At 70.7% G+C, this 17,699-nt stretch carries 14 protein-coding genes and 1 tRNA gene; 8 read left to right on the top strand and 7 right to left on the bottom strand.

From position 1 onward, the window contains the following. Nucleotides 1–5: 5 nt before the first annotated feature. Entirely contained in the window at nt 6–1,463 is a 1,458-nt protein-coding gene (gene pyk, locus AC3WRM_RS03080) for a pyruvate kinase (protein WP_370188385.1), read from the top strand. Between the two features lie 55 nt (nt 1,464–1,518). Then, nucleotides 1,519–1,818, top strand: coding sequence for a DUF3072 domain-containing protein (locus tag AC3WRM_RS03075; protein ID WP_492247186.1), 300 nt, complete (start codon nt 1,519–1,521; stop codon nt 1,816–1,818). Nucleotides 1,819–1,834: 16 nt separating this feature from the next. On the opposite strand, the gene AC3WRM_RS03070 is transcribed toward AC3WRM_RS03075, so the two are convergent. After that, nucleotides 1,835–1,920: transfer RNA gene (locus tag AC3WRM_RS03070), tRNA-Leu, on the bottom strand. Between the two features lie 29 nt (nt 1,921–1,949). On the opposite strand from AC3WRM_RS03070, the gene AC3WRM_RS03065 reads away from it, so the two are divergent. Next, on the top strand, nt 1,950–2,606 hold the full coding sequence (locus AC3WRM_RS03065) for an ANTAR domain-containing response regulator (RefSeq protein WP_492247187.1): 657 nt from the start codon (nt 1,950–1,952) through the stop codon (nt 2,604–2,606). 130 nt (nt 2,607–2,736) lie between these two features. After that, nucleotides 2,737–4,011 carry an ABC transporter substrate-binding protein gene (locus AC3WRM_RS03060; RefSeq protein ID WP_492247188.1) on the top strand — a complete coding sequence of 425 codons (1,275 nt, stop codon included), beginning with the start codon at nt 2,737–2,739 and terminating at the stop codon, nt 4,009–4,011. 441 nt (nt 4,012–4,452) lie between these two features. Here the strand turns inward: AC3WRM_RS03060 and AC3WRM_RS03055 are convergent, their stop codons facing one another. From AC3WRM_RS03055 to AC3WRM_RS03035, 5 genes are all read right to left on the bottom strand, one after another. Continuing rightward, complete coding sequence (locus tag AC3WRM_RS03055) at nt 4,453–5,277, bottom strand: ABC transporter ATP-binding protein (RefSeq protein WP_492247189.1); 825 nt, start codon at nt 5,275–5,277, stop codon at nt 4,453–4,455. A 1-nt stretch (nt 5,278) separates the two neighbouring features. Next, nucleotides 5,279–6,181, bottom strand: a complete 903-nt coding sequence (locus tag AC3WRM_RS03050; RefSeq protein ID WP_492247190.1) for an ABC transporter ATP-binding protein — start codon at nt 6,179–6,181, stop codon at nt 5,279–5,281. Then, entirely contained in the window at nt 6,171–7,166 is a 996-nt protein-coding gene (locus AC3WRM_RS03045; protein ID WP_492247191.1) for a branched-chain amino acid ABC transporter permease, read from the bottom strand. The genes AC3WRM_RS03050 and AC3WRM_RS03045 overlap by 11 nt, the downstream gene beginning before the upstream one ends. An 11-nt stretch (nt 7,167–7,177) precedes the next feature. Continuing rightward, nucleotides 7,178–8,518, bottom strand: coding sequence for a branched-chain amino acid ABC transporter permease (locus AC3WRM_RS03040; protein WP_492247192.1), 1,341 nt, complete (start codon nt 8,516–8,518; stop codon nt 7,178–7,180). Nucleotides 8,519–8,638: 120 nt separating this feature from the next. After that, nucleotides 8,639–9,382: a DUF554 domain-containing protein gene (locus tag AC3WRM_RS03035; RefSeq protein ID WP_492247193.1), complete on the bottom strand. Its 744-nt coding sequence runs from the start codon at nt 9,380–9,382 to the stop codon at nt 8,639–8,641. Between the two features lie 95 nt (nt 9,383–9,477). Between AC3WRM_RS03035 and AC3WRM_RS03030 the strand changes: the two genes are divergently transcribed. Further along, on the top strand, nt 9,478–10,089 hold the full coding sequence (locus AC3WRM_RS03030; RefSeq protein ID WP_492247194.1) for a GNAT family N-acetyltransferase: 612 nt from the start codon (nt 9,478–9,480) through the stop codon (nt 10,087–10,089). An 878-nt stretch (nt 10,090–10,967) separates the two neighbouring features. Next, nucleotides 10,968–13,631 carry a DNA polymerase I gene (gene polA, locus AC3WRM_RS03025; protein WP_492247195.1) on the top strand — a complete coding sequence of 888 codons (2,664 nt, stop codon included), beginning with the start codon at nt 10,968–10,970 and terminating at the stop codon, nt 13,629–13,631. Nucleotides 13,632–14,394: 763 nt separating this feature from the next. Here polA and AC3WRM_RS03020 read toward each other — a convergent pair. Further along, nucleotides 14,395–15,594 carry a lipopolysaccharide biosynthesis protein gene (locus AC3WRM_RS03020; RefSeq protein ID WP_492247196.1) on the bottom strand — a complete coding sequence of 400 codons (1,200 nt, stop codon included), beginning with the start codon at nt 15,592–15,594 and terminating at the stop codon, nt 14,395–14,397. Nucleotides 15,595–15,690: 96 nt separating this feature from the next. Here AC3WRM_RS03020 and AC3WRM_RS03015 point away from each other — a divergent pair, with 96 nt between their 5' ends. Both AC3WRM_RS03015 and AC3WRM_RS03010 read left to right on the top strand, forming a co-directional pair. After that, entirely contained in the window at nt 15,691–17,400 is a 1,710-nt protein-coding gene (locus AC3WRM_RS03015) for an MmpA family trehalose lipid delivery protein (RefSeq protein WP_492247197.1), read from the top strand. Nucleotides 17,401–17,502: 102 nt separating this feature from the next. Further along, on the top strand, nt 17,503–17,646 hold the full coding sequence (locus AC3WRM_RS03010; RefSeq protein WP_492247198.1) for a hypothetical protein: 144 nt from the start codon (nt 17,503–17,505) through the stop codon (nt 17,644–17,646). Nucleotides 17,647–17,699: the final 53 nt, after the last annotated feature.

The following is a 17,699-nucleotide window of genomic DNA, read 5'->3' as shown; positions in this document are numbered from 1 at the left end:
GGGGGGTGCGTAGAGCCAAGATCGTCTGCACGCTCGGACCGGCCGTCGCGACCGCCGAGCGTATCCTCCAGCTGGCCGAGGCGGGCATGGACGTCGCCCGGCTCAACATGAGCCACGGCGACCATGCCGACCACGAGGCGAACCTCGGGTACGTGCGGGCTGCCGCGGAGCGCACCGGCAAGGCGATCGCCGTGCTCGCCGACCTGCAGGGTCCGAAGATCCGGCTCGGCCGCTTCGCCGACGGTCCCGTCGACCTCGCCGTCGGCGACCGCTTCACCATCACCACCGACGACGTCCCCGGCGACGCCGAGCGTGCCTCCACCACCTACTCCGGCCTGCCTGGCGACGTCTCGCCCGGCGACGAGATCCTCGTCGACGACGGCCGCGTGCGCCTGCGTGCCCTCGAGGTCACCGGGCACGACGTCGTCACCATCTGCGAGACCGCGGGGCGGCTCAGCAACAACAAGGGCATCAACCTGCCCGGCGTGGCGGTCAGCGTGCCCGCCATGAGCGAGAAGGACGTCGAGGACCTGCGGTTCGCGCTGCGCCAGGGCGTCGACTTCGTCGCCCTGTCGTTCGTGCGCAACGCCCGCGACGCCGACGACGTCCGCCGCGTCATGCACGAGCTCGACATCCACCGTCCGGTCATCGCCAAGATCGAGAAGCCGCAGGCCGTCGACAACCTCGATGAGATCATGGACTCCTTCGACGGCTTCATGGTCGCGCGCGGCGACCTCGGCGTGGAGCTGCCGCTCGAGGACGTGCCGATCGTGCAGAAGCTGATCGTCGAGAAGGCCCGGCGCAACGCCAAGCCGGTCATCGTCGCCACCCAGATGCTGGAGTCGATGATCTCCGCGCCGCGGCCCACGCGTGCGGAGGCGTCGGACGTCGCCAACGCGGTGCTCGACGGCGCCGACGCGGTGATGCTGTCGGGCGAGACCAGCGTGGGGGAGTACCCGATCCAGACGGTGCGCACCATGGCGCGCATCATCGAGTCCACCGAGGACCACGGGCTGCCGCGCATGGCCGCCTACACGTGGCAGGCGAAGACCCGCACGGGCATCATCTGCCGCGGCGCCTCGCAGGTCGCCGAGGCCATCGACGCACGCTACGTCGTCGCGTTCACGACCATCGGCGGGTCCGCCCGCCGCATGTCGCGCTACCGCTCCCACATCCCGGTGATCGCGTTCACGCCCGACCCGATGACGCGCAACCAGCTGGCGCTCACCTGGGGCGTCGAGACGTTCCTCGTGCCCGAGGTCAAGCACACCGACGAGATGGTCCTGCAGGTCGACAAGCGTCTGCTCGAGGTGGCGCGGTGCTCCCACGGCGACGAGGTCGTCATCGTCGCGGGCGCCCCGCCCGGCATTCCCGGCTCCACGAACGCGCTGCGGATCCACCGCATGGGCGACGCCATCAACCGCGTGGTGCCCGCGTACGAGCACCCCGCCGAGGAGGGCTGAGCGTCCCGCCGACGCTCGACGAGCGGGTGTCGGCGCCCAGACGTACGGTGGGGACATGACTGAATCGAACACGTCGTCGAACACCCCGTCGGAGACTGGGCAGAACGCTGCGCGGGAGACTGGGCAGGCCACCGGGCAGGACGCCGACGTCATCGGCGCGGACGCCGGTGGCACCACCGAGAAGGACCCGCAGGACTGGGTCACCGGCGACGAGCCGATGACCGGTGCGCAGCGCTCCTACCTCGACACGCTCGCCCGCGACGCCGGCGAGACGCTGTCGGCGGACCTCACCAAGGCCGAGGCCTCCGAGCACATCGAGCGGCTGCAGGAGCAGACGGGTCGCGGGGCCGACTGACGGGCGGTGGGCGCGCTGGTGCCGACTGCGGGACTCGAACCCGCACGCCCTCTCGGACAACGGTTTTTGAGACCGTCGCGTCTACCATTCCGCCAAGTCGGCGCGCCGCGCGTGCCCGCTAACCTTCTCACGTGACCAGCCGACCGACCGAGACGCCCCGCACCGACGAGACCCCTGCGACGGGCGAGCCCGCCGACCGTCCTCGCGTCGTCATCGCCGAGGACGAGGCGCTCATCCGCCTCGACCTCGCCGAGATGCTCGCGGAGGAGGGCTACGACGTCGTCGGGCAGGCTGCCGACGGTGTCGAGGCCGTCGAGCTCGCCACGTCGCTGCGGCCCGACCTGGTCGTCATGGACGTCAAGATGCCGCGGCTCGACGGGATCGCCGCGGCGAGCCGCATCGCGGGGGAGCGGATCGCGCCCGTCGTGATGCTGACCGCGTTCAGCCAGCGCGACCTCGTCGACCGGGCGCGGGAGTCCGGCGCGATGGCCTACCTGGTCAAGCCGTTCACGGCCTCCGACCTCGTCCCGGCGATCGAGATGGCCCGCAGCCGCTTCGCCGAGCTCGCGGCGCTGGAGGCCGAGGTCGAGGACCTCACCGACCAGCTCGCCACCCGCAAGGTCGTCGAGCGCGCCAAGGCCCAGCTCCAGGCGGCCCTCGGGCTCAGCGAGCCGGAGGCCTTCGGCTGGATCCAGCGCACCGCGATGGACCTGCGGATGCCGATGCGCACCGTCGCCGAACGGGTCGTGGAGCACGGGGTCCCGGGCACCGATCCCTCACCTGAGTGAGCGATCCGTATTACAAGTTGACTACGAAACAGGACTTTCACACGAGCCCGACCTGCGCGACCCCCGCGGCGACTAGTTTCGTCCTACGGCTCGACCCGTCGGGGGTCGGACCAGAGTTCCCGGAGGATCAATGAAGCGCAGTACCAGGACCATGCGGCTCGCCGCGGTCGCCGCGGCCGGCGCGCTCGTGCTCGCCGCCTGTGGTGGAGGCAGCGGCAGCGACGACGACAGCAGCGACAGCGGCGACAAGGCCTCGGCCTCCAAGGCCGACGGCACGCTGACGATCGGTACCCTGCTCCCGCAGACCGGCAGCCTCGCGTTCCTCGGCCCGCCGGAGTTCGCGGGCGTCGACCTCGCGATCAAGGACATCAACGCCGACGGCGGCGTGCTGGGCAAGCCCGTCAAGGGCGTCAAGGGCGACTCGGGCGACACCGACTCGGGCATCGCACCGGCCGAGACCGACAAGCTGCTCGACGCCGGATCCGACGTCATCGTCGGCGCCGCCTCCTCGGGCGTCTCCATGACGGTCATCGACAAGATCATGTCGGCGGGCACGGTCATGTTCTCGCCCGCCAACACGTCGACCGACTTCGACAAGGGCGACTACGCGAAGCCCGACCTCTACTTCCGCACCGCGCCCTCGGACATCCTGCAGGGTGCCGTGATGGCGAACCTGCTCGTCCAGGACGGTCGTCAGAACGTCGCCATCCTGGCCCGCCAGGACGCCTACGGCCAGACGCTCGCCGCGGAGATCAAGAAGGGTCTCGAGAGCGCCGGCTCCAAGGTCGCCGCGACCGTCTTCTACGGCGAGAACGCCCAGTCCTACGACTCGCAGGTCCAGGAGGTCGCCGACAGCAAGCCGGACGCGATCGTGCTGGTCGCCTTCGAGGAGACGACGACGATCATCCCGCAGCTGGTGCAGGCCGACGTCGGCCCGCAGAAGGTCCCGACCTACTTCGTCGACGGCAACACGGCCGACTACAGCGGCAAGCTGCCCGAGGGCACGCTCAAGGGCACCAAGGGCACCATCCCCGGCGCCGAGACCTCCGGTGACTTCAAGAAGCGCCTCCTCGAGGTCGACCCGAAGCTGAAGGACTACTCCTACGCGGCCGAGTCCTACGACGCGGTCGTCGTGTCGGCGCTCGCGGCCATCAAGGCCGACAGCGACGCGGGCGACAAGATCGCCAAGGAGATCCCCGGCATCACCGAGGGCGGCGAGAAGTGCACGACGTTCAAGGACTGCGCCGCGCTCCTGAAGGACGGCAAGGACATCGACTACGACGGTGTCTCCGGTCCGATCGAGCTGGGTGAGACGGGCAGCCCGACGGCCGCCTCCATCGGCATCTACGAGTACGGCGCCGACAACACCTACAAGGCGGTCGACTACATCAGCGGCACGATCTGAGCCACTGACGTCGAGCACGTCCCGCACGAGGCCCCCGGGTTCCGCCCGGGGGCCTCGTCACGTCTGGCACCACCTCGCTGGTTCCCATGAGCTGATGGGAACCAGCAGCCCACCCTGGTTCTCCCTCACTCACCTGCGGATGACTCCTGGGGTGGGTCAGGGATTCCCAGGTCGACCTGGGAATCTCACCGCCGCAGGACCGCCGGACGCCGCGTAGGCAGCGCGGCGCGGTCGCCAGGCCCGGTTTCCTCAGCCAGGCACGGAAAGGTCTCCGTGCGTGGCTGGGAGAACCGTGCCTCGTGGGAGGAAACCGGGCAGCCGGGCAAAGAACCGTGTCTCGCGGGGGATTCCCAGGTCGACCTGGGAATCTCTCCTCGCACACGTGCGAAGGCCCCCGACGCTCACGTCGGGGGCCTTCGGGGTCGAGCAGGTGCGGAGCGGTCAGCTCGCCTTCTTGCCCAGCGTGCCGAGGTACAGCTCGACGACCTTCGGGTCGTTGCCGAGCGAGCGGCCGGTGCCGGAGTAGGCGGAGCGGCCCTGGTCGAGCACGTAGCCGCGGTCGCAGATCTGCAGGCAGCGCTTGGCGTTCTGCTCGACCATGATCACCGAGACGCCGGCCTTGTTGATGTTGCGCGTCTGCACGAACACCTCGTCCTGGAGGACGGGGGAGAGGCCGGCGGACGGCTCGTCGAGCAGCAGCACCTGCGGGTCCATCATCAGGGCGCGACCCATGGCGACCATCTGGCGCTCACCACCGGACAGCGACCCGGCGCGCTGCTTGCGACGTTCGCCGAGGCGGGGGAACAGGTCGGTCACGAACGCGAACCGCTCCGTGAACGTCTTCGGCGCCTGGTAGCAGCCCATCTCGAGGTTCTCCTCGATGGTCAGGCTCGGGAACACGTTGTTCGTCTGCGGGACGAACCCGATGCCCTTCGTGACCAGCTGGTCCGCGCGCTGGTTGGTGATCTTCTCACCCTTCAGCGTCACGCTGCCCTCGTGGATCGTCACCAGTCCGAAGAGCGACTTGAGCAGCGTCGACTTGCCGGCGCCGTTCGGGCCGATGATGCCGACGAGCTCGCCGGGCTGGCAGTACAGGTCGGCGCTGTTGAGGATGTTGACGCCCGGCAGGTAGCCGGCGACGAGGCCGTCGGCGCGCAGGATCGCACCGTCGGCGCCCTGCTCGTGCTTCGCGCGCTCCTCGGCGAAGTTCGCGTCGCGGGCCGCCTCGCGGCCGACGTCCTGGCCCGACTCGTGGATCTCTGACATGTCAGGCCTCCTGGTCGAGCTCGGCCTCGGTGGCCTGCTCGAGCTCGGTCTCGTCCAGCTCGGTGATGTCGGTGTCGTGGTGGGCGCCCAGGTAGGCGTCGATGACGGCCTGGTCGGACATCACCTGGTCCGGGGTGCCCTCCGCGACGATCTTGCCCTGGGCCATGACGATGACCCAGTCGGAGATGTCGCGCACCATGTCCATGTCGTGCTCGACGAAGAGCACCGTGCGGCCCTCGTCGCGCAGCGACTTCACGTGACCGAGCAGCGACTGCTTGAGGGCCGGGTTCACGCCGGCCATCGGCTCGTCGAGCATGATCAGCTCGGGGTCGACCATGAGCGAGCGGGCCATCTCGAGCAGCTTGCGCTGGCCGCCGGAGAGGGAGCCGGCGAAGTCCTCGCGCTTGGCGTCGAGCTTGAATCGCGCGAGCAGCTCGTCGGCGCGCTCGGTGATCGAGTCCTCCTGGCCGGACCAGAGCGCGCGGAACGGGGCGGACCAGAAGCGCTCGCCTCGCTGGCCCGTCGCGCCGAGCCGCATGTTCTCGATGACGGTGAGGCGCGACAGCACCTTCGTCAGCTGGAACGTGCGCACCATGCCGCGACGGGCGACCTTGTAGGCCGGAACCTTCTGCAGCGACTGGCCGTTGAACGACCACTCGCCGGTGTCCGGGGCGTCGAAGCCCGTGAGCAGGTTGAACAGCGTCGTCTTGCCGGCGCCGTTCGGGCCGATCAGCGCGGTGATGACACCCCGCTGGATCTCGACGTGCTCGACGTCGACGGCCTTCAGGCCGCCGAACTGCCGGGTGATCGAGGAGCCGACGAGGATCGCGTCGGGCTTCTTCACGCCGGGCGTGTTCGCGACCCCTGCGAGCGGGTCGGTCGTGGGGGTGGTGTCAGCGGGCATCGATCGCCAGCTCCTTCCGGTCGCCGAAGATCCCCTGCGGTCGGTAGATCATCAGGAGCATGAGGCCCAGGCCGACGAGGATGAGTCGGACCAGGCTGGCCTGGATGTCGCTCATCGCCCAGGTGGGGATGAGCGGGTCGCTGCCGGCGGTCGCCTGGCTGAAGAACGCGCCGATGCCGGCCATGAGGAACCAGAAGATCATCGCGCCGACGACCGGGCCCAGGACGCGGGCCGCACCACCGATGAGCAGGGCGGTGTACGCGTAGAACGTGATGTTGGTGGAGTAGTCGCTCGGGACCACCGAGGCCTGCTTCACGGCGAAGAACAGACCGGCGAGGCCACCGAAGACACCGCCGAGGATCAGCGCCTGCATCTTGTAGGCGAACACGTTCTTGCCGAGCGAGCGCACAGCGTCCTCGTCCTCGCGGATGGAGCGCAGCACGCGGCCCCACGGGCTGCGCATGAGCAGCCACACGAAGAGGCAGCCGAGGGCGACGAGGATCCAGCCGACCGTGAGCGACCAGAGGTCGTCGGGACGGAACCGGATGATGCCGAGGTCCAGGGGGCCGCTGTAGGGGTTGAGGTCCTGGAACGTCTTGGCGAAGCCGGTGAGGCCGTTGGATCCGCCGAAGACCTCGCGGGTCTCCACGGCACCGAAGACGAGACGCAGGATCTCGGCCGTCGCGATCGTCGCGATGGCCAGGTAGTCGGCCCGCAGGCGCAGGGTCGGCACGCCGAGCACCAGCGCGAGGACGACCGGTGCGATGAGCGCGACGACCACGCCGAGCCAGAACGACTGGTCGTAGGTGACGACGGTGACGGCGAGGCCGTAGGCACCGACCGCCATGAACCCGGCCTGGCCGAAGTTCAGCAGGCCGGTGTAGCCGAAGTGGATGTTGAGGCCGATGGCGGCCAGGGCGAACACGATCGCCTGCGGCCCGAGGGCCGAGGAGAGTGCCGCGCTGAGGATGCTTCCGAAGTCCATGGGAGTCCCTTTCAGCCGATCCGCTCGGCGCGGCCCAGGATGCCCTGGGGCCTGATCAGCAGGATGAGGATGAGCACCACGAGGGCGCCGACCTCCTTGATGGACGAGGGGACACCGGGCCAGATGCCGATCTGCAGGGTGCCGACCTCGACCATGATGCCGATGATCATCGACCCGATCAGCGCGCCCCAGATGGTGCCGAGACCGCCGAGGGTCACCGCGGCGAACACGAGCAGCAGCAGCTTGAAGCCCATGAGGAAGTTGACCTGGCTGTTGACGGCCAGCAGACCGCCGGAGAGCCCGGTGAGCGCGCAGCCGAGCACCCAGACGGAGCGGACGACGCCGTCGACCCGCAGGCCGGAGGACGCCGAGAGCGCCGGGTTGTCGGCCACCGCACGCATCGACTTGCCCAGCCGCGTGCGCATGAGGACGACGCAGGTGATGGTGAGCACGACGATCGAGACCGCCATGATCGCGATCTCCTTGTCGGCCAGCTGGAACGGTCCGTAGGACTGGCGCGTCTGGTTGACGTACTGCGAGAGCGACTCGCGCGAGCCGCCGAAGAAGTACTGGAACAGGTTGCGCAGCAGCAGACCGAAGCCGATCGAGACGATCATCATCGCGATGATGCCGATGCCCTTGCTGCGCAGCGGCTTCCACAGGAACTTGTCCTGCAGCCAGCCGAACGCGGCCGAGGCGAGCACCGCCACGACGATGGCGAGGATGACCGGCAGCCCGAACGCGCGGTTGGCGACGTAGGTGGCGATCGCGCCGAAGGTGATGATCTCGCCGTGCGCGAAGTTGGTGAGCTTCGTCGTGCCGAAGATCAGCGAGAGGCCGAGCGCGGCGAGCGCGATGATCAGCCCGAACTTGACGCCGTTGACCATGGCGCCGGAGAAGCGCTCGCCGAGCGACGGACCCGCCTGCTCGACGACGCCGATCTGGAACTGGGCGAAGTTGCCGCCGTCCAGGAGCGCGTCGACGGTGCGCTTGTTGCTGCCGCCGAACTGGATCCCCGCCGGCAGCGTGTCGGTGTCGAGGGTGACGACGTAGCTGCCGCGCTCCGGGATCGCGATGAAGGCGCGTCCGTTCGGGTCGGTCACCGCCTCGCCGACCTCGGTGCCGGAGGCGGACGCGACGCTCAGCGTCGCTCCGGGGATCGGGGCCTTGTCGTCACCGCTGTTCTGCAGCGTGACGCCGATGTAGGCGCCGTCCGGCGGGGTGGCCGGCGCCGTGGGCGCCGTCGGGCTCGCGCTGGGCGTGGGCGTGCTGGTGGCCGAGGCGCCGAGAGGCACCAGGACGACCAGACACGCCAGGAACGCCGACACGAGGACCTTGGATGTCAGTCGCACGCAGGACTCCTGGAGTTCGGGCAGCGCTTGTGGCGCCGTCGTCCCGGGGACTATATCCCCGCCAGGGTCCGAGGTGGCCCCTTCGTGAGAGTCCACAGGTAACAGTTCTGTGAAGTCCGCTCAGGCCAGCGAGACAGCGAGCTGCGTGAGCAGCGGCGCCACGAGGAGGGCGGGCAGCAGGTCGGCGACGGGCAGGGCCTTGAGGTCGAGCAGGCGCAGCGCGACCCCCACGAGGACCAGCCCGCCGGTGGCGCCCAGCGCGTCGAGATGGGCGGCCGGCAGCGCCTCGCCGAGCGCCAGCCCGACCAGTGTCAGCGACCCCTGGACGACCAGCACGGCGAGGGCGGAGGCCATCACCCCGACGCCCAGCGCGGCGGCGAAGGCGAGCGCCGCGAAGCCGTCGAGGGCTGACTTCAGGAGCAGCTGGTCCGCTCCGCGGCCGAGCCCCTCGTTGATCGATCCGAGGATCGTGAGGGGCCCTACGCAGAACACGAGCGAGGCGACGACGAACCCCTGGACGAACCGGTCGCGGTCGCCGCCGTCGCCCCGCGACAGGGCGCGCTGGAGCACTCCGCCGAACGACTCCAGCCGGTCCTCCAGGCGCAGCAGGGAGCCGACGACCCCGCCGACGAGCAGCGAGCCGAGGACGATCAGCGTCGGTGCGCCTCGTGGCGTCGCGTCAACGAGGGCGTCGCTGCGGACCGCGAGGGCGGCGTCGGCGGCGATGAGCAGGGTGACGAGACCGAGGGCCGAGGTGACCGTGGTGCGGACGCGTTCGGGCAGGCGGTGGCCGACCAGCAGGCCCAACCCGGAGCCGACGAGCACGGTGGCCACGTTGGTGAGCGTGCCGCCACCCACGAACATGTAGGCTCCTCTCGCTCGTTGAACATCGCACGACCCGACCGGGCCATGGTGACAGCCGTCCACCCGGGTCGCGCCCGACACCCGCCGAGGACGTCATGGCCACTCGCTCGCCGATCGTGATGCGCGACGCGGTGCCCGAGGACGCGGCGGAGCTCGTCGCCCTGTGGGCGGAGTCGGCCGCGGTGAGCGACGAGGAGGGCGCGGAGGCGTTCTCCTACCAGTCGCTGTTCCGTGAGCCGAGCGCCACGGAGGCGGCCTCGGCGATCGAGCAGACCCTCGCCAAGCCCGGCAAGCGCATCATCGTCGCGCTCGTCGAGGGCGAGATCGTCGGCGCGACGGTGTGCGACCTGAGCACCCTCACACCGATCACGCTCACCCCCATCCTCATCGTCACCGACATCCAGGTGTCCCCGCGCCACCGTCGTCGCAACGTCGCCGCGACGCTGCTGTCGGCGGCCGCGACGTACGGCGAGGAGAACGCCTGCGAGATCGTGGTCGCCGCCATCCCGCTCATGGCGCGCGAGCCGCACCGCTACCTGACCAAGATCGGGTTCACCCAGGTCGCCGCCGTCCGCGCGATCCAGGCCAGCCGCCTGCGTTCCCGGCTCAGCTCCAAGGCCACCCACTCGCGCGACACCGGCAAGCTCATCGCCGTCCGTCGCACCCTGCGTCGTCGCCAGGACGACCGCCGCTCCGGGCGGGTCTGAGGTCGGCGCTCCTTCGTCGCCGGGCGCGTCGTGTGCTTGCCGCTGCGCTGGCTGCGGTGGTCGTGTGCTTGCCGCTGCGCTGGCTGCGGTGGTCTGGGGTTGCTGGTGCGCTGCCTGCGGGGGTCTGCGCTTGCTGGTGCGCTGCCTCGGCCCACGCTGGGTGTGGTCTCCGAAAGGGCCTCGACCGGGCGGTTGGCAACGGTGCCGGGCTGGGTTCTCGGGCTGCGGCCCGCGTTAGACGCAAGATTCTGCGTTTGCGCGTGCCGACGGTGGATCTGCCACCTTCTGGGCGCTGTTCAGGTGGCAGATACACCGACGCGGGCGCCAGGCTCTGAAGGATTCTTCCTTCTCGTGGAACGGTCCACGAGAAGGAAGAATCCTTCATCCCCCCAACGCAAAGGACACCCAAGATTCTGCATTCACGCGAACGAGACCGAACGCTTCTGCGTTCACCACGGGATCCCGTAGCCAACGCAGCATCCTTCGAGTCCCAGCGCGCGAACGCAGATACTTGCGTCCCACAGCGCGAGCCGCAGCCCGAGACCCGAAGCCGACCCCCACCCAGCCGCCCGGTCGAGGCCCTTTCGGAGACCACCCCCAGCGAAGGCCGAGGCAGCGCACCAGTAACCACAGACGACCTACGGCAGCGCACCAGCAGGACGAGACCCCCTGCGGCAGCGCACCAGCAACCCCAGACCCCCTGCGGCAGCGCACCAGCACGACAAGACCCCCTGCGGCAGCGCAGCAGCAGGACAACCCCCCACATACACAGAAAGCGCACCAGCACGACAAGCCCCCCGGAAGCAGCGCACCAGCAAGCACAGCCCATACCCCCACGCCCCAGGCCCCTGTCAGCCGGTGCGTCTAGAGTCGACGACGTGGATCGACTGCTGCTGATCGACGGTCACTCCGTCGCCTACCGTGCCTTCTTCGCCCTGCCCGTGGAGAACTTCTCCACCACCACGGGGCAGCACACCAACGCGGTGTTCGGCTTCACCTCGATGCTCATCAACGTGCTGCGCGACGAGCGGCCCACGCACGTCGGCGTGGCGTTCGACGTGTCCCGGCAGACGTTCCGCACGCAGGAGTACGCGGAGTACAAGGGCAACCGCAGCAAGAGCCCTGACGAGTTCAAGGGCCAGGTCGGGTTGATCAAGGACGTCGTCGCGGCGCTCGGCATCACCGCGTTCGAGAAGGACGGCTTCGAGGCCGACGACGTGATCGGCACGCTGACCACGCAGGCTCAGGCGGCCGGCATGGAGGTGCTGATCTGCACCGGCGACCGCGACGCGCTCCAGCTCGTCACCGACACCACCACCGTGCTCTACCCGCGCAAGGGGGTCTCCGACCTCGCGCGGATGACGCCGGCCGCGGTCGAGGAGAAGTACGGGGTCACGCCGGAGCACTACCCGGAGATCGCGGCACTCGTCGGCGAGACGAGCGACAACCTTCCCGGCGTGCCCGGGGTCGGGCCGAAGACGGCGGCCAAGTGGATCAACCAGTACGGGTCGCTCGAGGCGCTCGTCGCCGACGTCGACGCCATCAAGGGCAAGGCCGGCGAGTCGCTGCGCGCGCACCTCGACGACGTGCTGCGCAACCGACGCATCAACGCGCTCGTGCGCGACCTCGACCTCCCGGCCAAGCCCACCGACCTCGCGTTCAGCACCGAGTGGAACCGCGACGCCATCCACGAGGTCTTCGACGCGCTGGAGTTCGCCGCCCTGCGCACCCGGTTGTTCGAGTACCTGGGTGGCGGCGACGAGTCGAGCAGCGACGAGGCGTCGGTCGAGGTCGTCGTCGACCGTCCCGCTGCCGGGTCGCTGGCCGCATGGCTCGACGAGCACGCGGGTCGCGAGCCGGTCGGCGTGGAGGTGACCGGTGTGCTGCGTCCGGTCGGTGCGCGCGTCGACACCCTCACCGTCGCCACGGCAGCGGGCCGGGCCGTGAGTCTCGCACCCGAGTCGCTCGACCCGGCCGACGAGGCGGTGCTCGCCTCGTGGCTGGCCGACGCCGAGCGGCCGAAGGTCATGCACGACGCGAAGGGGCAGCGGCACGCGCTGGCGGCGCAGGGCTGGACGCTGGGCGGTCTGGTGGCCGACACGGCGCTCGCCGCGTACCTGGTGCGTCCGGACCAGCGCTCCTACGACCTCGCCGACCTCGCCCTGCGTGCCCTGAAGCGCGACCTCAGCCCCGCCGACGACTCCGGTCAGCTCGCCTTCGACGACGACACCGCCGGCGTCGAGGGTGCCGCCCAGCGTGCGCGCGCCGCGCTCGACCTCTGGGGCGTGCTCGCGGAGGAGCTGGAGCAGCAGGAGGCGATCACGCTGCTGCGCGACGTCGAGCTGCCGCTCGTGCACGTCCTCGCCGCCGCCGAGACCGCCGGCATCGCCGTCGACTCCGAGCACCTCGACGCGCTGCACGAGGAGTTCACCGGTCGCATGACCGCTGCGGCGGAGGAGGCGTACGAGGCGATCGGCCGCGAGGTGAACCTCGGGTCGCCCAAGCAGCTGCAGGAGGTGCTCTTCGACCAGCTCGACATGCCGAAGACCAAGCGGACCAAGACGGGCTACACGACCGACGCCGAGGCGCTGCAGCAGCTGTTCGTCAAGACCGGTCACCCGTTCCTGGAGCACCTGCTCGCGCACCGCGACGTGACGCGGCTGCGGCAGACCGTGGAAGGTCTGCAGAAGACGGTGCAGCCCGACGGCCGGATCCACACGACCTACTACCAGACCATCGCGGCGACCGGACGGCTCAGCTCGGCCGACCCGAACCTGCAGAACATCCCCATCCGCACCGAGTCGGGCCGGCGGATCCGTGAGGCGTTCGTCGTCGGCGAGGGGTACGAGACCCTGCTGACCGCGGACTACAGCCAGATCGAGATGCGGATCATGGCCGACCTGTCCGAGGACGCCGACCTCATCGAGGCGTTCCGCTCCGGCCACGACTTCCACACGGTGATGGCCGCGAAGGTGTTCGAGCGCGAGCCCACCGACATCGACGGTGGCCTGCGCGCCCGGATCAAGGCCATGAACTACGGACTCGCGTACGGGCTGTCGGCGTACGGGCTGAGCCAGCAGCTGCAGATCTCCACGGGTGAGGCGCAGGGCCTCATGGACGACTACTTCGAGACGTTCGGCGGTGTGCGCACGTACCTGCACGGCGTGGTCGAGGAGGCCCGTCAGACCGGGTTCACCGCCACGATCCTGGGCCGCCGCCGCTACCTGCCCGACCTGCTGAGCGACAACCGCCAGCGGCGGGAGATGGCCGAGCGGATGGCGCTCAACGCTCCCATCCAGGGGTCCGCTGCCGACATCATCAAGGTGGCGATGCTGGGCGTCGACGCGGCGCTGCGCGAGCAGGGACTGCAGTCGCGTCTGCTGCTGCAGGTGCACGACGAGCTGGTCCTGGAGGTCGCCGAGGGCGAGCGCGCCACCCTCGAGTCGCTCGTGCGCGAGCAGATGGCCTCCGCCGCGCAGCTCTCCGTCCCTCTCGACGTCTCCGTCGGCACCGGCCGCACGTGGCACGAGGCGGCCCACTGATCGAGCGGCCTCCGTCCTCGGGCGGCTGGCTCGGCGGTCGCGCGGCGCGCGAGGGCGCAGCTTCTCGTTCGGGTGGGGCTGCGCTGGCGCGGCTTCTCGTGGAGGTGGTCTCCGAAAGGGCCTCGACCGGGCGGCTGGCAACGGTGCTGGGCTGGGTTCTCGGGCTGCGGGTCCCGCTGTGGGACGCAAGATTCTTCCTTCGTGCGTGACTGGCCCAAGATGCTGCGTTTGCGCGGTCCGGCGGTGGATCTGCCACCTTATGGGCGCTGTTCAGGTGGCAGATCCACCGCTGAGGGGGCGAGGGGTGTGAAGGATTCTTCCTTCTCGTGGACCGTTCTACGAGAAGGAAGAATCCTTCGTCTCCCCAACGCCAAGGGCACCCAAGATGCTGCCTTCGCGCGTTGAGATCGGAACGCTTCTGCATTCACGACGGGATCCCGACACGAATGCAGAATCCTTGGAGTCCCAGCGCACGAACGCAGATTCTTGCGTCCAACGCGGGCCACAGCCCGAGACCCGAAGCCGGCTCTCGCCCAGCCGCCCGGTCGAGGCCCTTTCGGAGCCCAGGACGAGTCAGAGTCGCGCCAGCGCAGCCCTACCCGACCGTGGAGCCACGCCGACGCACCCCCACCCGACCGTGGAGCCACGCCGACGCACCCCCACCCGACCGAGAAGCCACGCCGACGCACCCCCACCCGAACGAGAAGCCACGCCCACGCAGCCGCAGCCCCACGAGGGCCCAGGGAACCCCGGACCCGTCGCCTCAGCGAGGAGTGGTGGTGCGGCCCGGGACGAACCAGACCACGAGGGCGAGGGTGGCGGAGACGGTGGCGACGGTGGTGACGAGGCCGGTGAGGTGGACGTCGAAGCCGTAGGCGATGGCGATGACGAGGGCGGCGGCGATCCACACGAGGACGACGACACCGTGTGCGTGGCGGGCGAGGGCGTCGAACACGAGGAGGTGGACGACGGCGAGACACGACCCGGCCAGGGCGAACAGCCACAGGCGGCCGGCGATCTCCTCGTACTGCGCGCCTCCGACGAGCACGAGGGCGAGCCGGGGGAGCAGGGCCGTGGCGGCGACGGCGACGGCCCCGAGGCCGACGACGGCGAGGACGGCCTGCGCCCGCGCGCGGCGGGTCTCGTCGCGCGCGAGGTCGGGGAAGAGCACGACGCTGACGAACTGGGGTGCGAACAGGGCGGCCTTCGAGAGGATGAGGCCGGCCGCGTACAGGCCCGCCTCGTGCGCCTCGAACCGGTTGCGCGCCACGAGCGCGTCGAGGCTGCTCAGCACGAAGTAGGCGAGCAGGGCGTGCGAGCCGAGGACCGTCTCCCGGACCAGCGGCCTGCGGCTCACCCCCTGCGCGCGACGCAGGTGCCCGCGCAGCAGCGGCAGGCCCACCAGCACGGGAGCCCAGGCGCCCACGGCGATCCCGACCATCGCCGACGTCGCCGACGGGACGACGAGCACCGCGACCGTGCCGCACAGCAGCCGCCCGAAGCCGTTGGCGAGGTAGATGCCGGTGAGGGTGCGCCAGCGTTCCGACCCCTGCGCGATGCCCGCCTGGGCGCCCATGATGGTCAGGGGCACCAACGTCGCACCGGCGAGGACGACGGGCCAGGCCGAGTCGAGCCGCAGCAGGGGCACCAGCGCCACCGAGGCGAGGGCCACGACGGCACCCACCGCGAGCGCTGCGGCAGCCGTCACGCGCAGGACCACGCCGATCACGTCGGCACTGTCCTGCGGCGCGACGGCGATCCGCCGCGCGGTGACGGCCTGGATGCCGAGCGAGACGACGTTGCCCATGAGCAGGACGCCGAGCAGGGCCACGAGAGCACCCAGCTCGGCCGGCACCATGGTCCGTGCGGCCGCCACGGTGAACCCGTAGATGGCGACGTTCATGCCGACCATGCCGAGCGCGACCGTCGAGCCGCTCGAGAGGCGGTGGCTGGTGCTCGTCACCGGCTCACCCTAGCCAGGCCCTGGTGCCGTCGCCCGACGGAAGCGTCGGCGAGGGGCACCCCCGACCTCTAGGGTGAGCCTCGAACGAGGAGGACCATGAGCCGGTGGCGCGACGCGATCGTCCTGCAGTGGAGCGCTCTGCTGGCGGTGCTGGTCGGCCTGCCCTGGTTCCGTCCCGGCTACGTCCTCTCCTACGACATGGTCTGGGTGCCGCACCTCGCGCTCGACCGCGACGACCTGTGGGGTCTCGGCAGTGCGCTGCCGCGCGCCGTCCCGTCCGACGCCGTGGTCGCGATGCTGGGTGCCGCGATCGACCCCCAGCTGGTCCAACGGCTCGTGCTGCTCGGCGCGCTCGTGCTGGCCGGCGTCGGAGGTGCGCGACTCGTCCCGACGCTCGGGACGGCCGGTCGGCTCGCCGCCGCGACCCTGGCCGTCTGGAACCCGTACGTGCTGGAGCGGCTCGCGATCGGGCAGTGGCCGATGCTGCTCGGCTACGCGGGCCTGCTCTGGCTCGTCGGCGAGCTGCGACGCGACGACCCCCGCCCGCGGGTGGTGGTGCTGGCGCTGGCCGGTGCTGCCCTGACGCCGGCCGGGGGAGTGATGGGTCTGGTGGCGGGTCTGCTCGCCGGACGACGCTTCGGCTACCTGCGGGTCGTGGTGCTGGCGGCGGTCCTCAACGCTCCGTGGGTGGTCACGTCGGCGCTGCGCGGCCCGGTCGACGCCGACCCGCTCGGCGTCGCGGCGTTCGCGCTGCGGGCCGAGGGTGCGCTCGGGCACGTGGGCACGGCGCTGTCGCTCGGCGGCATCTGGAACGGCGACGTCGTGCCCGACGGTCGCGGGACGGGCCTCTCGCTCGTGCTGACCGTCGTGCTCTGGGCGGTCGCCCTCGCGGGGCTGGTCGTCCTCGCCCGGACCGACCGCGCGACGCTGGCCGTGCTCGCGCCCGTCGCGGTCGTCGGTCTCGTGGTCGCCCTCCTCGGCTGGGCTGCGCAGGACGTCCTCGAGGACCTGGTGCGACGCTCGGGCGCGGTGGCCCTGCTCCGCGACGGCTCGCGGTACCTCGCGCTCGTCGCGCCGCTGCTCGTGGCGGCCTTCGCGGTCGGCGTCGACGCGCTCGTCCGGGTCGCCGCTCGACGACGTTTGGCCGCGGTGCCCGCCGTCGTGGGGGTCCTGCTCCCGCTGGCGCTGCTGCCGGCCCTCGCGAACGGCCTCGGCGGTCGGCTGGAGCCGGTGCGCTACCCGGCGTCCTGGGAGACGGCGCGCGAGCTCGTCGCCCGGGCGCAGGTGCGCGGCGACGTCCTCGTCCTCCCGTTCACCGCCTACCGTGCGCCCGCATGGAACGACGGACGCCCCGTCCTCGACCCCGCAGGCCGGTACTTCGACCGCACGACCCTCACCGACGACCGGCTCGTGGTGGCCGGACGCACGGTGGCGGGGGAGGACCGGAAGGCCGCGGAGGTCCGGCGCGCGCTGCGCTCACGCGACGTGCCGCGTGCGCTCGCCCGCCTGGGCGTCGGACTCGTGGTGCTCGACACCACCGCACCCGACGCGGACCGCGCGGCTCGTCAGGTCCGCGGCCTGCAGCGGGTCGGCGGCACCGACCTGCGCGTCCTGGCGGTCCGGGACGCGCGGGTGCGCCAGGTCGACGACACCGACCGGATCGCGACCACGGCCGCCTGGGTCGTGTGGGGCGCCGCCTTCGTCGTGGCGCTCGCCGCCACGGTCGGCGCGGCTGCCGGTGCGGCGCGCAGGTCCCACACTGGTACGCCCAGCACTCGTGGGCCCGGCACCCGCCCGCGCGGCTGAGCACGCCCACACGACGCCGACGCGACGAGACCTGTGCCACGTGTCCGGCCCCGCGTGGTCCCGGTGCCTGGTATCCTGACGTGGTCTCGAGGGAGGACAAACGTGGGAACTTCAATCGTGGGCGGCGTCGTCGCCTTCTTCGTCGGATGCGGACTTGCCGCAGCCACGGCCGTCGGTGTCGTGCAGTCGCAGGAGAGCGCGGGCACCGAGCCCGTGCAGACCAGCACGGTCAGCTACGGCAACTGACGCATCCAGCACAGCAACGACGAGGGGCCCGGTCTTCGGACCGGGCCCCTCGT

The organism is Aeromicrobium sp. EU05-FHT14F07, assembly GCF_058790455.1.
Note: the sequence above shows the minus strand (reverse complement) of the source record. Positions and strands in the feature narration are given on the sequence as shown.